Source organism: Agrobacterium larrymoorei, assembly GCF_013322225.1.
Taxonomy (GTDB): Bacteria; Pseudomonadota; Alphaproteobacteria; order Rhizobiales; family Rhizobiaceae; genus Agrobacterium; species Agrobacterium larrymoorei_A.
The window spans coordinates 1-15360 of record NZ_JAAMFB010000021.1; the positions used below are offsets into that span (position 1 = coordinate 1).

The window sequence follows — 15360 nt, forward strand, 5'->3', positions numbered from 1 at the left end:
GTTTTTGGGTTTTCAACCGAGGCGGATCGAGATTATGATAACAGTATCATGATACTGTTATCATAATCTCGATCCGCCTCGGTTGAAAACCCAAAAACCACCTGCTTTCCTTCCGTTTTTCCATCCGCATACAGCCATTTCCCTCCATTTACAGCCGATTCCAAGCTTCCTAGCCGTTTTCCATCCAAAATTACACAAGCTTATACAGACTATCCGCTCGTTCGATTGCAATTAATTTATATATTGACACACAAATTCGACCTGCAAATATATATTTTTATATATGCAGCGCGGTGAATTTAGCAATTTTATATCTTTACTATCTACCCTTCGATTCACCTCTTTCCTTCAACAAGACACACCAATTCATTCGCGCAACTCATCAAGCTCGCGTTATCAGCCTTCATTGCTCATCCAACCATAAGATCAACGAGCCATTTCAACGGGGCGCTGAAAGCTACCTCGTAACTTTATATGTGTGGCACCTCTCAGCGCCCCCAAACTATCAAACCTCAATTCCAGCCAGCATCCGGGCCCGTATGCTAAGCTGAAATCCAATCGTGCCCATATTCTACTTCTCTGCCTCTATCCGTATTCCAAACTCAGCTATGCTCGAAATGACTCGACGCGCAGTAAGAAGCCCATTCCGCCCATAGGGTCACCAACGGGTTATTCCGCCTGCACAGCAAGCATTTCATTTATCAAGCTCCACTCAGATGACTGAACCACCCAAACAAAACCCGCCGCCGCCTCACTTGGGATCTCCAACGAGTACCGCAACTTCAAAGACTATAAAGGAAAAAACTCTCGCAGTAAATCATAAATAGGCTTAAATTCCTATTTTATGCCTGGAAAAAGCAGAAAGGCAAAATGTGCTTTCGATTACGAAAAACGCACTTCGTCAAGTTAAGAAGCAAGCTTAATGGGCGTTTCGCCCGCATCCTCAAAACCACGATCATCTTTTGAAACAGACAGAAATTGAACACCCATCCCCCGCTCGGACGAAAACTGATCAGGAACATTATCGAGATGCTTTATAGCTGCGAAAATTCGTGCGCAGTTCTCACCATCGCGATGAGGGAAGGTTTTTTCTCGCCTAACCGCATATTTCTTATCACTCAATCCTGTGAGCGCCCTGCTCGTATGCTTCAGCAAATCATCATGAGTCGTGGCAACCGGACCAAAGCCGTCCGTTTCATAATCAAAGTATCCAACTTTATAACCATGTCCATCACCGAAGAATTCATCTTTATCAAACTGATAATATATAACATCCCGGTCAATATAAGCAGCCTCAAATGCAACTGAAGAATAATCAGTAATCATCACTTTTGACTGACCAAACAACGACTGAAGATCAATCGATTCATTCTGAGAGAGAACCTTAACGCCAGGAATATTCTCGAAAAAAGATTTGTAGGCGTCGAACATGAAGTGCAAAACAAATACTATTTCGCAAGAATGCTTTTCGGCCATCTGGCGTAGCTTTTTACTCTTTAAATATGCCTTCCATCGTAACGCATAATTGGACTTCGAAAACGATTCAAGCGGCTCCCTAACGCTCGTACCTGCAACGCTCTTCGCTAACAGAGAAGTCCGCCAAGTAGGCATAACCAAAATCGTTGACGGGTTATGAACCCGGCGGGCCAGCAAAGCATCATGACGAGCAAGACCTGTTAACTTTGTCTCTCTGGTACTGAGCTTGTAAGTCGACAGATCACCAGCAATGGAGTGGAACTCCCCTACTGTCGACGTAATCAACAACCGCGGCTGAACTGCATTTATTGCAGACGATACATCATGTAAAATGATGCCATGCTGCAAAAATATGAATTTGCTCCGTATTAAGTCTTTATATTTACTTAGAGGTAAAGGAAGTCGAATATGCCGTCCAGAATGAGAAGATATAATGTACTTGCAATTTAAAACTGCAAGATGATGCCGCCACGAACCGAACTCCAATAATTTGAAGCCTTCATTCTCCAGCCGTAGCCAATCCGGAGAAGACTTTCGAAGTAAGAAGTAAATATTCGGCGCGTCGGATCGACCTTTCAAATATCGATAAAAGTGCTCTCCATTGTCATCAGCTCTATCCTCACGATCTGCAATCAACCAAGCGTCATTAAAATACTCCCTTACCTGAGAGCGCTTAGCATGCCATTTCTTCACTCTAGATAGAAATTTCAACTTCGCCGTTATCTCGATATTGCATAAGACACCTATAGCTTTTTTTACAGGTACAACGTCATGACGCACGCCCTTAACGAAGACAGGTGCAAAGGAGCCGTCGACACATACACGTGCAGAAGTTACACCTTCAACATGCACCCAAAAAATCGTTTCGTAAACGAAATCGTGGTCCAAAAATTTATGCGCTACAGTCTTGCGATGAAGAATATCTCCTTGGACACCATCAAGAAATACCGAAAACGTCGTATCTTTTAGTCTTGAAAAATAACGGAATCTCAAGCAACCAGAGTCTTGATCATATTCTTCAGAATAAAAGTTATTAAAATCAGTACCACTAGATTTTAATAAACTACATATTCCTATTTTATGAAATGACCAAATACCTGCTAATTCGAAGCTAACGATATTGCTAACTGATATTGCAGAGAAAGCCTGCCTCAATAGTGTAAAGTAACGCTGTTTTTCGTGAGTAGATAGAAAACTTGTCGCGCTCGGATTATTTGTCACCCGTCGAAAATGCCACGAAAGATCATACAACACCATTCTCTGTATCCAGAACGGAGTTTCGCCTAATTTGCTTTTTGCGTAGTCAAGCAGACCGATCGATCCATATCTGATCTGCTCATCGAACCGCTCTTTCTTCGTCCAAGCCGTGTCAATCGTTGAGGTCTGAGTTTCACGCTTTCGATAATAATAAATACCCTTGTCGGTGAAACACATGTCCATATCGCCTGACTCTAGAAGGTAACGCCCTACGAAGTGAGCGTCTTCAAAAGCAGGTCTTATTCGTGGGTCAAACTTCAGATGTCCGCGCTTAATTATATCGCGCCGGAAAAAAGCAGTGGCAGCAGATAGCTGCATATATTTACCTGGATTGGATATAGGCACAACGACCGTGCCCTCACGAAACCTGTAAGTCAGCGTGTGGTTATCAATAACATTGCCACTCTTTTCATAATACATAAGCAACTTTGGCGCCAATAACGCCAAAGGTCTCCGCCGCCGGGTACGTAAAAGCCTGTCTGCCGCTAAGAAATATCTCCTAGAAACAAAGTCATCAGGATCGATGAACGTAATCCACTCCCCTGTAGCATGACGGAGACCACGATTTCGCGCGGCAGCTTGCCCAGCGTTCCGTTGTCGCACAATTGTAATGTTTTCGGGATAGGCTTCTTTCCAACGGCAACAAATAGAATAGGAGTTATCAGTAGAACCGTCGTCGACGATAACGATGTGAATATTTGATCGGAAATCAATAACTTGCCGAGTTAGCGACACGAAATAGTCGTTTAGATACGGCCCCATATTATACACAGCAGATACTACGGTGAACTTATGATCGGCACTTAGGCTTTTTCTCCATGGAATTTTCTTACCACGAGCAACGATCGCGCCTTCGATCCTATCAAACACCTTGTCTATTTTCTGTGACAGATAGTTACGAACCATTTTCATTAGCTAATCTCTATATCCAATAACCTTGAGCAATAATACCAAATCAATTACTGCAACAGATCACCTGTAACTCTCTCGGCGGGCGACCTAAATGGAAACCGGCGGCTAAGAAAACTTGACTTGAACTTACGAAACGAAACATCTCCTGCACTGCCCCCTCCATCGTTGATACAAAAAAACCGACTCTTCTTAAAGTCGCGCTTCTTAATGACCCGGTTGAAATTTGTAGACCTTATTACCATTGCATTCTCATAGAAAGGAATAGCTCGGCCTTTAGAGAAAGCGAAATGATGATATAAAAAAGAAGTGATCGAAAAATCCGTATGCGCTCGAAATTTTGCTTGTCGCGTAGTTTCCAGTTCATCCGGAAATAAATCCGTCAATTCATAATATAACGTCTTCAACAGCGCATGAGGCGTATGGCAGTGAAGTCTGGTGGGCCAGATACCGGTATAATCCCTCAACAGAGCAGAAGCGTTCACAGCGGCAGACTGCCAGCCTTCAGCGTTTTCAAACGCTACTACATTCCGTAGATAGTGAGTTGTCCCTTCGGCCTCCATACGACTAAGGGATTGTCCGTAGGAAGTGAAAAAATCGGTAGGATTTACGGGAGCAGCCAGAAAAACGTCATCGTTAAAATACAGATAACGCTCTGAAAGCCCCGGAATCTCATGAAGGAAAGTTTCAATCGCGTGGGAGTTGAATAAAGGAAGATATTTTTCCGGTATCACCTCGTGATGCATTATCCAACGTATGCGTTCTGACTCAATAAACCATTCTGGTGGAGCGCAATTCGTAAAGATAAAAACATTTCGCACCCAAGGAGCAAACGTGAACAACGAACGGATCGAATAACGAAGTTCATCGTCCTGAGAAAACCTATCATTGTCTATCACAGCTTCTGCGGCAAATTGCTCAATCAATGTCTTCCAGCCAACGTCAGTTGAGCTAACCCAAGTGTATACGACGTCAATTGCACCACAATGCACATCAGAATAATGCAGGGACTTTGTTTCGAAATGCTCACATTGAAAAAGTAATTTCTTCATTGGCACCTTCGAAGCTACCGCTTCCAGCAATTTACCTTTCTTTTTCCAAAGCGACACAGTAAATCGACTAACCAAATGGTCGTTTGAATCTACTATAGCTATTTCAACAAGACCATTTCGACACGGTTTCCTTACAAACAACTTTGACACGGCGCCTGTGATATGTCGCCATCTGCTAGTCGATGTTAAAACATATACGCTCGACTGCATTCCTCTAGCACTAACGACAAGAGCGTCCAAAAAACTCCAAAAGGATTTCACATGTAGATCGATGAATGTCGGATTACCCGTAGCAGCGGAAGATAATCCAAGATCATACTCTTTAAGCAAATCGTATGGGGTCAATAAGATACTTCTTCGTCGATCAAGAAAGCTTTAACAAGCATTCCCTCAGTTATATCGCCCGATGTGCGACTACAGATAGAAAGTCTTTGAGATTTTCCTTAACGAATTGTGGGATAAACTGCAATCAAAAACCTTTCAAACACACTCGAAATCTAGTTAACAATCTCACTTGATGTCGCCGTTTTCAAAGTAAAATCTCCGACGACCTATTGATTTAACTCTAAAAATGGAGAAAAAACTCGAGTTTTCTCTAAACAAAGCTCTGTAAAGCGTTCTAAAAATCAATACTTCTGCGGACAACCCGAACTCAAATTTAATACGTTGATAGTAGTCTGAGTCTTCTCCTACCGTTGAATCCTTGAAAAACCCCACGCGGTCTAATACAATATCTCGTCTAAACATCATAGAAATAATACATTTCATAACTCGGCGGTCGCCAATTTCGAGACTTTCATCATATTCATTTGTACGCACATAATTACATAAGCAAAGATATTTGTCTTTTCCTGTCAGCAGAGCTTCCAGTTGAACCGCTATTCTATTTGGCTCACTAAAATCATCGCCGTCTTGAAAAGTGATAAAACTGCCACTAGCAGCTAGTAATCCCACATTTCTCGTAAGTCCCGTACCAAGTTGGCTCACGTTGCGGAAAGTCTTCACTCTTTTATCGAGACACGAAAGTTTTGTCAGAATCTCTGGCGTTGCATCATCACTTGCGTCATCGATGACAACTACCTCTATCGCAGCATAAGTTTGAGCCAGAAGCGACCTAATAGACCGCTCGAGTGTGAGGCCGTTATTTCTTGTTGCAACGATAATGCTTACAATAGGCTTGGCGTAGCCTTTGCTGACTTGCCTTTGGAGCTTAAAATCTGTCCACCGATTAAACGAGGTTAAGGGATCTGCAATGAAATCAGAGAGTTTCCCACAATGGTCTAGCCTGCGAAAGAGGCTAGCTAGCAAAGGACTTACTGTTTGCAAGTCTTTGGCCGGGAACCGCCTAAAGCTTTGAAACTTGCTGAGCAACATAAACAGAACTCTCGGAATAACGTTAAGCGAAATATCAAGGATAGAGAATTTTCCCAACGGCCCTAAACCGCCAATCCGCAAGCTCCCTAAAATAAACAGCGGGATTCTGCCTATAAAGCTCCACATCCCGCTCATTCCCCACCTTCGCCACCACCCGCGCAACGATCGGCGTCAACAAATGACGCCAGCCGAGAAGGCCATAAGTGCCATAGGGCTTCCACTTTACGCGCCCGGCCAATGACAGGCGGGGCTTTGCCTGCGGGTCTGCCAGGCTGGCTATTGTCTGTTCGAACGAGCTGGCGGAGCCATCTGCGGGATTAAAATAAAGCGGATAAAGGATATAGGCTGCGGCGAAAAGGGCTTCGACGCTGAGGGTTCGGCCCCGGCGCGGGGTTTGCTGTCTATCATCCGTCAGCCCCCAGCCAGCGTAAAAGGGCGCGCCTATGGTCGTGACCTTTTTTCCCCGCATGAGGGCTTCGAAGCCTGCCAGAGAGGTGATGGTGTAGACGTGATCTGCCGCATCCAGCGCATCTGGCAGAGAGGTTTTTTCCCGCATGATGGTGCAGAGGTGGGCGACATCATCCGGGTTTGAGAGTTCGCGGCGCATGCGGCTCAGCACATCCGGGTGGGGCTTGTAGGTTATATCGGCGTCCGGGTTTTCCGCTGCGGCTGTTCGCACCAGATCATTATTCGTGAAGGGGCGGTCGCAACCATACAGGATGGAAGCATCTTCTTCCACCTGGCCGATGACAAGCACCTGCTTTCGCTGCGTGCCGGGCTGGGCGGGTGTGGGTGCGGGACTGGCGAGGTTTCCGTTATATTTCGTGAGTCGCTGTTGCAGCACGGCATTCATGCCTTCTCTGGCGCGCTGCATGAGGGCTTCGTCTGCATCGAAATCATAAGTGGCGAGGAGGTCTTCCAGATCGCTTTTGCCACGACTATCGAAATAGGGGCGGTTTGCATCCTGCGTGAGGGAGAGCGGCACGGAGTAACCGGCGTGGGCATCCAGCGAGCGAATGAAGCCATCTTCCATATGCCAGACATTAAGCCCTAGGCGCATGACGTGCTGTGCGACAAAATCTGGCAGGTTATTGCTCCAGACGAAGACCTGCGGCTTTTCGGCAGCTTCCAGCAGCGGCAGCACCTTCTTTTCAAAGATGCGCGGCGTGAGCTGGAAGGGAGCGAAGTGGAAGCGCTTTTGCGGGAAAAACTCTTGCAGGAAGGGGTGTTTCCACGCCTTCATGTGAAAAGCGACGACGGTGCCCGGCTGTGCCAGCGCCTGTGTGCGGGCGCTGAGCGTGTTGCGGGCGGAGTTCTGCGTTTCAGGCATCAATCAGTTTCGGTCGCGGATATTGTAATATGCCATGGTGGCCACACCCCAGGCGAAGAGGCAGGCGAGAAACACCAGCGCCACATTCATGGCGCGGGAGGGGTATTGCGCCAGTTCCGACTGTGTGGGCTGGATGAAGGTGGCGAGGTATCGCTGCTGGTTGTTGGCATCCATGCGGGCCTTTTCCAGACCGCCGAGGGCGGCGGTGTAGGCTTTTTCCGCGAATTCGCGCTCGGTCTCCAGCTTTTCGTAATTCAGGATGCGGGTGGCGACATCGCTGCTCTGCGCCTGACCTGCGGTGCCGCTGCCGAAGCGCTGGCGTTCTTCTTCCAGCTGCTTCTCTAGGCTGGTGATCTGCGTTGTGATGACGCGGATGCGAGGGGAATTCGTCGACATGCGGGTTTTTGCCGCCGTGAGTTCCGTCTTCAACTGTGTGAGCTGCTGTTCCAGCGAACCGACGAGCTGGGCGGCGAGCTTAGCCGCCTCGACCGGGTCTGCTTCCTGCGAGATATCGCGGAAGTTTCTGAGCGCCACGCGGGCGGCGGACAGCCTGCCTTCGGCCAGCGCCACCTCTTCCTGCGACGCCTTCAGCACGCCGTTGCGCGCTTCCAGCGACAGGTCGTTGATGAGGCGTTCGCTTTCCACGATGATGGCGGAGGCTATCGCCTGCGCGGTTTGCGGCTCGAACGCCTTGACGTGCAGGTTGAGGATGGAGGAGGTGTGGTCATAATTGACGCTGACCATATCCTTCCAGTATTCCAGCCGGTCCTCGATAGGCTGGCCGGGGGCAAGGGCGTAGAAGAAATCCGCACCACGGCGGGCGAAGGCCTGCTCCAGATCCACCACTTCCGATACGGCTTCGACCATGCGTTCGCTGCGGATATAATCCAGCAGCATATAGGAATCCGCGCCTGTGGTGTTGCCGCCGGTGCTTTGGGTGAACATGCCGAGCAGATCGCCAGTGGCCTTGCCATCGATGCTGCGCACCGCAAAGGCAGAGGACGAGTGGTACTGATCCGCCGCGATGAAGGCCATGTAGACGCCCGCCAGCGCCGTGGGGACAGCAACGCAGAGCGCAAAGCCTGCGGCAATCACCATATGCCGCAGCTTCAGGCCGTGCAGCTTGCCCCGGACCGGCGTGGACTGGCGAACGCCTTCGCGCTCAGGCTTGATATCGAGCTTCAGGAGATTATCGAACACGGTAAGGTTGGCACGTTTGGCCGGAACCTTCGCCTCTTCCACCTTCTTGCCCGGGCCTTGCTGCTCGACGCTCATTTTTCGCTTTCCTTCATATTGCGGTCATGAACGCGGATCGCATCCTCGACGTCATCGAAATATGTCAGCTTGCCGTTCTCAAGAACAACGCCGGTCTCGCAGTAATCGCGAATCGTGCCGGTACTGTGGGATACCATTATCACGTCGGAATCCTGCAAGCGATACTTGAACACATCGTGGCATTTCTTCTTGAAATTGGCATCACCGACTGCAGTTATCTCATCTACGAGATAATAGTCAAACTTCACGCCCATGCTGACCCCAAAAGCCAGCCGCGCCTTCATGCCCGACGAATAGGTTCCGACCGGAGCGCGGTAGAATGCGCCGAGTTCGGCAAACTCATCGACATAGGCCACCAGCTCATCCGTATCGACGCCGTAGATGCGGGCCACGAAGCGCACGTTCTGCTCGCCCGACATGCTAGGCTGAAAGCTGCCCTGAAAGCCGAGCGGCCAGGAGATCTTGCCATGACGAACGATCCGGCCGCGATCCAGTTGCAGGGAGCCGGCGATCAATTGCAGCAGCGTCGACTTGCCCGCACCGTTTCGCCCGAGCAGCCCGACGCTCCGACCACGGTTGATGACCAGCGATGCGTTCTCGATGATCGGCTTCTTGATGCCCTTGGTGCGAACATACTTCGTCGCCTGCTCCAGCCTGATCATCGGCTCCTCAACACGGATACGGAGGTGGTGAACAGCACCAGCCCGACGAACATGATCGTGAAGGCGAAGGAGTAGAGATAGAACATGTCCATCTCAAGCGCGCGATATTCCTGATAGAACCCCTTGCGGAACAGCATCACCACATGCACGAGCGGGTTGTACAGCACTATGTCTCGAATAGGTCCCGGCAGTGCATCTGGTAAGAAGAACACGCCGGAGATCAGGAATAGCGGTCGGTTAATGATGCCGAATATCTGCTCGTAAAGTGGAAATCGCAGTGCCGCGACATTGTTGAAGATACCCACCCCAAGCCCAAGAAGCGTGGCCGCAAACGCGGCCTCAATAATGGCGGGCCAGTTGAGGTAGACCGGCTGATTGACAGTCATAAGGATGACGCTGAGAACGCAGAATGTGACCACCGATGTTGTTCCCGCCTGTAGTATGTAGCGGGAAACTATGGTGTCGATTGGAGCGACGTTGGGGTAACTTAAAAGCGTTCTGTTAGCCTTGATAGCGCCGTTGAGATATCCAGCCATGGCCTGATAAAACTGAAAGGCGAGATAGCCCGTCGCAAAAAAAAGCGGAAAGCTCTTTCCCAGAGCAGGCGTGTGGGTGATCGCCATGAAAATCAGTGACAGGAAAGCGATATGCGCCACCGGATCAACGATTGCCCACACGTAGCCACCGGGCTTACTGCCGAAACGCGTCGACATCTCGCGAACCAGCAAAGCAGCCACAACGCGGATATGGGTTTTCAGATAATACAAAAGCCTCGTCTCCGACCGGTGAAACAGACGTCACCGAAAGGTCCTATGGTTAAATCAACCACGCACTGGTATGTCTTATGCACCAATCCGAAACGCCGCACCAGATAGCAATCAGTCCGCGAAGTTCTTCACCTGATATGCGGTTCCTATAGGGCGCCCAACAAGCTGCAGGAAGCGATCGATATCCACGGCAGGATGGCGCGAAACGTAGATTACGTCACGGCTTTTAACGGGGAAGGTTTGTCCCACGATCAGACTATCCGGACGCGTCATATCCAGGCGATAAACAAGCGGGAAACGGCCATCGCGGTTCGGGGTCATACCCTTGTCACGTAGCTGGCGGAAGCGTTCACTGCCAAGAAGATCGGCAACGATCTCCGGCTCTTCATAACGGAATACAAAATAACCGGCGGCATTGGAGCGATCCGACGCGCCACCACCGGCCAGTGCAACTGCTTCAAGAATATTCAGGTCATTCGCGCCGAACTCAATGCGGCTATTCTTCGATACCTCACCTAGAACCGTAAACGTACGAGGGTCCTTGGTCACGAAAATCTGGTCACCCGGCTCGACGTGGATGTTTTCAATCGGATTTTCGATGATCGTTTTGAGGAGCGCGGTTCCAGTCTGCCGTCCGCGAACCAAAGTGACATAGGATTCATATGGCTGGGCGCTAGGACCACCTGCCTTGGCAACGACCTCGGCAATGGTTTCGCCCGTCAGGCTAAGCGGCACCATGGATGGACGGCCGACGGCACCGGAGACAGTGACATTACGCGAACTGGTACTTGTGCTCGTGACGAGAACGTCTGGCTCGACCGCCTTACCTTTCAAGCCCGCAAGAATGGTTTGACGAGCCTGTTCAAGCGTTTTTCCCGCAAATTTGACGGTGCCGACATATGGGATTGCGGCGGTACCATCCGGTTGTACGACGACATCAAGCGCCGTCTGCTTGCTATCCGACGTGGAGAACAGACCATCGGCACCGGCTTCAAAAACAGTGACTTTCAGCTGATCGCCAACTCCGATAACAACCCGCTTTGCGGCCCCACCGATGCCAAACCGGCGCTGAAGCGTAGTCGTCGAGAAATTGGCTACCATCTGCGCCGAGCGGTGACTTACATCGACCACATCAAAAACGGTCGAAACGGAATCACCAGCAACGACAGCAGGCTTTCCTGCTTGATTGTTGATTTGCATCGCGCTCGGACCGGCGCTTGGCAGCGCTTCACAACCCGCGAGACCGGCACTGGCCAAAAGCACTACGCCGCGCAACGATTTAATACTCAACAACCGGTGCAACCCAAATTTCCCCAAATAATCCAACTGCCTGCTCAGATCAGTTAAACCTGCGCGGCCCGTTCGGCTCACATGCCTGTTTTACCCTCAACATCAGATTAATAAAGACCAGATAATCCAACCAAATGTGAGCTCGACAACTCTTTGTTGCCGACTGTGCCATAGTTATCACGCACGCCAGGCGGAAGGCACAATCACGCAGGCAACCGTTTCTTCACAGGTTTTGTGCGCCTTGCGACTCCTGTGTCCGCACCATGCGAATTGATATTCCCCGACAGAAGACGGCCCGCAATGGCTTGCGCCGCAGCTCTCGAGCCCGCTCGGGAGTAGAAATTGCCTCTGACCTGTATGGCTGCGGCCATAAGGCTGAAGAAATCATCCGCCAAAGCAGGCTGTGGCATCTGCGGTGTCCGCCAGAATTCGTCGAGTGATCCCTGATGGGTCAGACCATCCACATCGTAAATGGCGCAACCTAAAATCTTCACGGGCACACCCGTCCTTAATCCGGCAAGAACAGCCGTCGAATTCACCGTAACCATGCCGCTGCATTCAGCCACCAGCTTTGCCAAGTCGCCCCCGTCGATGAAAAGAACACGGTCTTTGACGCCCAAGCAACCTGAAAGCGATTGAATTCCGGCCCACCAGTCTGTGAGACCGTTATCTAGAGGGTGAAGTTTTACGACAAGGACAGCTTCAGGCGAAGAAGCTGCGGCAAAAGAGGTAACGACTTCCTCGATAGCCTCCATCTGAGATGAATATGGTGAATGGGCGCGCAGTTGATAATCCGTCTCCAACTGAAGCGGATAAACAAAGTAGCGGTGCTTTGAACGATGCAGCCTATCGATCACCTGATTTGCCGCTTCTTTGTTACGGCGCGATTTCAGCAACCTGGCACACCATCCCGCATATTCGCGTAGCGGATGAAATATCCCGTGCCGCCGATAGCCCGGGAACAGCGGGAAGAGAAAAACATTAGGCAGATTGTAGGCGAGATCGAAAACCGCTTCCTTCAGGAAACTCTGCCTGTACACCGGCTCCATCGAAGGTGAAAGCAGGTCTCGCGCCGCATCCCGAATTACATCCGGATCATTGGGAAAACGCGAATTCGCTGACATTCCATCGCGCTCGACCGTGACCCAGTCGGGGCGGAGATAACCCATTTCAACAACGGTGACGTCTATGCCGCGCTGTTTAGCCTTATCCACCGCGACGCGGTGATAGGGACGCTCCTCACCGAGAAGGACAAGATCGGTCACGCTACAGGAGCCCATGATCTCTTCTATATAGGTGGGCCAGCCCGCAAAATTGCCGCGATAATTGAGTGCGCCAGCTCTTCTCCAGAACAGCCAGTCACCTGCATTGAGATTGATCCGCAGACATTTATGGCCCGCGGCCTCGAGATGCGCTGCGATTTTTGGGAATAATGGTGACGAGGGCCCCTGTAAGAACAGGAATACCCGAGGACGGGCTACTTCGGTAGCGATGGTCATGCAAAGCGTTCCTTATAAAGCTTTGCGTGCAGAAGAATGGTTTCGAAGAGGTTCCAAGGCGCCTCCTCCCTTCCGTGAGCCGCCACCCGCTCTTGAGAACGGGCGGACCCCAATGGCACGACATAATAGTCAGTGCGCGGGTCTGGGAACGGATCGGCATAGGTTTTCAATAGCGGCGCATGGTCGCCATAAAAGGCCAGCCAGACGGGCCTGCCGGATTTTTCGAGCGCCTCTATGAGTGTCTCCAAAGCCTTGTCGGCCTTTTGCAACAGCTCGCGATATATCTCGACAGGCTCCGTCAAACCTTCGCATCGTCCTGGTCCCCATGGCCCGTGATTGGCCATGGATGCCACGAAAACGAAAGAAGGCTTGTCGGCGCCTATGTCATCAATTGTTTTTAGAACTTTCTGGGTGAGATCGGCATCGGACACATATGGGTTCGTGTCCGTTGGCGTGTGATCAAACTCGTCCAGCATCGTCATATGCTCGAAACCGAGCAGCGGCAAAGCCTTGTGGCGCATAAAGAATGTGCGATCGTAAGGGTGGATGAAATGCGTGTGCCATCCATTGCGCAGGAGTTTATTGGGCCACACCAGTTCCGCGTAATGGCTCGCACGGAGATAAGGATAAGAGGCGTCGACATGCACCTCTTCGGGCTTGAGGCCACTCAGCACCGCAAATTCCGTGCGTAGCGTGTAGCCTCCTTCAAACACATTGGTAAGTCGGCCCCACTGAACCGCCTCTCGCTTCAACCGGTCGATGGTCGGAAGGTGGAGATAGTTATCGCCCATGTGACGCAGGTCATAAAAAGATTCAGACTGCCACACGACGATAAGAGGAGCATTGTCATGTTCACCCTCGATCAGGTCGTGGATAGCCTTTTGAAGCCCTTGGCCTAGTTCTTCCACGATGTGATCGCGGTTCTTACCAAGCCAGACCAGAAAATGTAGCGTCACCGAGGTAAAAGTTCCGAAACGAACCGTGTTCGGCCTGACCTTGAGATGTGTCAGCAGCCTTTCCGACGCACGCGCTACAAGCCGGTTGATCGGCTTTACGAAAATCAGGGCGATCGGAGCCAGAAAAGCCGCGAGACCCAACAGCACGCCAATCAGCTCTGCACCGTCCGGCAACACATGCGGCTCCACAACCATGTAAAGCGCAGTGACACCGAAGACGTAAGACAGGGCTACGATCCAAAAGAGAATATTGAACTTTGAAGCATAGAATATCGTCTTATATTTAAAAACATCCACCACGAGAGCGATGTCTGAGAATATGAGTGGCTCTCGTATAAACCGAAATTTCACATAGGAAATGGCGGTGAAGATGACAAAGAAACTCGCTGTGCCCTGAGCGGCATAAATCGGACGCCACGAAATTGCGAAGAAAAACAAAAAGATGAATGCTATAACCGGAATACGCGCACTATATTCCAAAAGAGCGCGCATAAGACTACGATCTTGACGGTATTTGCTCTTTGCCTCTTTCGGAAGCGCAAACCCGTCAGTCGCGTAGACAAAGAGCGCCGTCACAGCAAAGCAGAGCGCCGTTAATCCGACTGGATAGTTATGTAGCTCAAAAGAATTAGTCATGTTTTCTTATGAGCGCCTGCGGATAAAGGTGCAACTGTAGAAAGTCACTGGGTTTTGGATGCAATGGCGCAAATCGTCTGAATCACTTCGGGACCGGATCTAGACGCGGCGTGATAGGTATCGGTAGATCAATGGTTTAACCAGGGGTCCAAGTAAAGCTAGCGCCTTGAGTTTCCATCCGAAGTGCACTGTCTCTCGACCGGTTTTAAACGCCCCATATATCTCATTTGCCACAGTCTCCACAGGCCAGATCGGACTTTTGCCCATCAAGCCTCTGGCAGCCGCGGAACGCTTCGGAAGCTCCATGACAAGTTGCGGAGTGTCCGTGTCCGGAGGAAACGCAACTGCAATTTTAACCTCCTTTTCCGTTTCACAGCGCAGGCTTTCGGCAAAGGATACGAGTGCTGCCTTTGACGCGCAGTATGCGGCATACCCCGGCAAACCAATCAAGGCGGCCCCCGAGGAAACGATCATGATCGAGCCGCGTCTTTCTTTTTGCATGGCAGGGAGTACAGCGCGCACAGCGTTGACCACGCCGAAGAAGTTTGTCTCCACCTGCATCTGAAAGGTCGATGGCGGCATTTCTACAAAGAAAGCGGGTTCTACCACACCCGCACTGGCGACCAGCAGATCGCAGTGGCCGAACTGGGCGACGCATTCTGCGATTGCCGCTTCGATCTGCTCCCTGTTGGCGACGTCTGCGGTGACTGAAAGAATGGTGGCGCCGGGAACGGAGCGCAACTCCCGAGATGCGCCTTTCAGCCTATCGATATCACGTCCAATGATGGAGACGTGATGTCCGTCAGCAGCAGCAAGTCTCGCCACGGCAAGCCCTATACCGCTCGACCCTCCCGTTATGATGACGTGCATTCGTTAC

The 15360-nt window shown here is 50.5% G+C and carries 11 protein-coding genes; all 11 read right to left on the reverse strand.

The window, feature by feature from the left end; genetic code table 11:
• Window positions 1-906 precede the first annotated feature (906 nt).
• Complete coding sequence (locus G6L28_RS13240; protein ID WP_174064298.1) at window positions 907-3645, reverse strand: CDP-glycerol glycerophosphotransferase family protein; 2739 nt, start codon at window positions 3643-3645, stop codon at window positions 907-909.
• A 47-nt stretch (window positions 3646-3692) separates the two neighbouring features.
• On the reverse strand, window positions 3693-4694 hold the full coding sequence (locus G6L28_RS13245; RefSeq protein ID WP_174064299.1) for a stealth conserved region 3 domain-containing protein: 1002 nt from the start codon (window positions 4692-4694) through the stop codon (window positions 3693-3695).
• 510 nt (window positions 4695-5204) lie between these two features.
• On the reverse strand, window positions 5205-6203 hold the full coding sequence (locus tag G6L28_RS13250) for a glycosyltransferase family 2 protein (RefSeq protein WP_234902564.1): 999 nt from the start codon (window positions 6201-6203) through the stop codon (window positions 5205-5207).
• Window positions 6103-7398 carry a capsular polysaccharide biosynthesis protein gene (locus G6L28_RS13255; RefSeq protein ID WP_234902565.1) on the reverse strand — a complete coding sequence of 432 codons (1296 nt, stop codon included), beginning with the start codon at window positions 7396-7398 and terminating at the stop codon, window positions 6103-6105. The genes G6L28_RS13250 and G6L28_RS13255 overlap by 101 nt, the downstream gene beginning before the upstream one ends.
• A 3-nt stretch (window positions 7399-7401) precedes the next feature.
• On the reverse strand, window positions 7402-8673 hold the full coding sequence (locus G6L28_RS13260; protein WP_174064301.1) for an RkpR, polysaccharide export protein: 1272 nt from the start codon (window positions 8671-8673) through the stop codon (window positions 7402-7404).
• Window positions 8670-9335, reverse strand: a complete 666-nt coding sequence (locus G6L28_RS13265) for an ABC transporter ATP-binding protein (protein ID WP_174064302.1) — start codon at window positions 9333-9335, stop codon at window positions 8670-8672. Before G6L28_RS13265 ends, G6L28_RS13260 begins: the two co-directional genes overlap by 4 nt.
• Entirely contained in the window at window positions 9332-10102 is a 771-nt protein-coding gene (locus G6L28_RS13270) for an ABC transporter permease (protein ID WP_174064303.1), read from the reverse strand. Before G6L28_RS13270 ends, G6L28_RS13265 begins: the two co-directional genes overlap by 4 nt.
• A gap of 111 nt (window positions 10103-10213) precedes the next feature.
• Window positions 10214-11392: a polysaccharide biosynthesis/export family protein gene (locus tag G6L28_RS13275; RefSeq protein ID WP_425292677.1), complete on the reverse strand. Its 1179-nt coding sequence runs from the start codon at window positions 11390-11392 to the stop codon at window positions 10214-10216.
• A gap of 203 nt (window positions 11393-11595) precedes the next feature.
• Window positions 11596-12891, reverse strand: coding sequence for a capsule biosynthesis protein (locus tag G6L28_RS13280; RefSeq protein ID WP_174064304.1), 1296 nt, complete (start codon window positions 12889-12891; stop codon window positions 11596-11598).
• Window positions 12888-14483 carry an LTA synthase family protein gene (locus G6L28_RS13285; RefSeq protein ID WP_174064305.1) on the reverse strand — a complete coding sequence of 532 codons (1596 nt, stop codon included), beginning with the start codon at window positions 14481-14483 and terminating at the stop codon, window positions 12888-12890. The genes G6L28_RS13280 and G6L28_RS13285 overlap by 4 nt, the downstream gene beginning before the upstream one ends.
• A 99-nt stretch (window positions 14484-14582) precedes the next feature.
• The gene (locus G6L28_RS13290; RefSeq protein ID WP_174064306.1) at window positions 14583-15353 is read right to left on the reverse strand and encodes an SDR family oxidoreductase; all 771 of its coding nucleotides are present in this window, start codon (window positions 15351-15353) and stop codon (window positions 14583-14585) included.
• Window positions 15354-15360: the final 7 nt, after the last annotated feature.

Excerpts from the sequence above, each read along its gene's own strand:
- G6L28_RS13240 (WP_174064298.1), bottom strand. The coding sequence starts at position 3,645 with ATGAAAATGGTTCGTAACTATCTGTCACAGAAAATAGACAAGGTGTTT.
- G6L28_RS13245 (WP_174064299.1), bottom strand. The coding sequence starts at position 4,694 with ATGAAGAAATTACTTTTTCAATGTGAGCATTTCGAAACAAAGTCCCTG.
- G6L28_RS13250 (WP_234902564.1), bottom strand. The coding sequence starts at position 6,203 with ATGAGCGGGATGTGGAGCTTTATAGGCAGAATCCCGCTGTTTATTTTA.
- G6L28_RS13255 (WP_234902565.1), bottom strand. The coding sequence starts at position 7,398 with ATGCCTGAAACGCAGAACTCCGCCCGCAACACGCTCAGCGCCCGCACA.
- G6L28_RS13260 (WP_174064301.1), bottom strand. The coding sequence starts at position 8,673 with ATGAGCGTCGAGCAGCAAGGCCCGGGCAAGAAGGTGGAAGAGGCGAAG.
- G6L28_RS13265 (WP_174064302.1), bottom strand. The coding sequence starts at position 9,335 with ATGATCAGGCTGGAGCAGGCGACGAAGTATGTTCGCACCAAGGGCATC.
- G6L28_RS13280 (WP_174064304.1), bottom strand. The coding sequence starts at position 12,891 with ATGACCATCGCTACCGAAGTAGCCCGTCCTCGGGTATTCCTGTTCTTA.
- G6L28_RS13285 (WP_174064305.1), bottom strand. The coding sequence starts at position 14,483 with ATGACTAATTCTTTTGAGCTACATAACTATCCAGTCGGATTAACGGCG.
- G6L28_RS13290 (WP_174064306.1), bottom strand. The coding sequence starts at position 15,353 with ATGCACGTCATCATAACGGGAGGGTCGAGCGGTATAGGGCTTGCCGTG.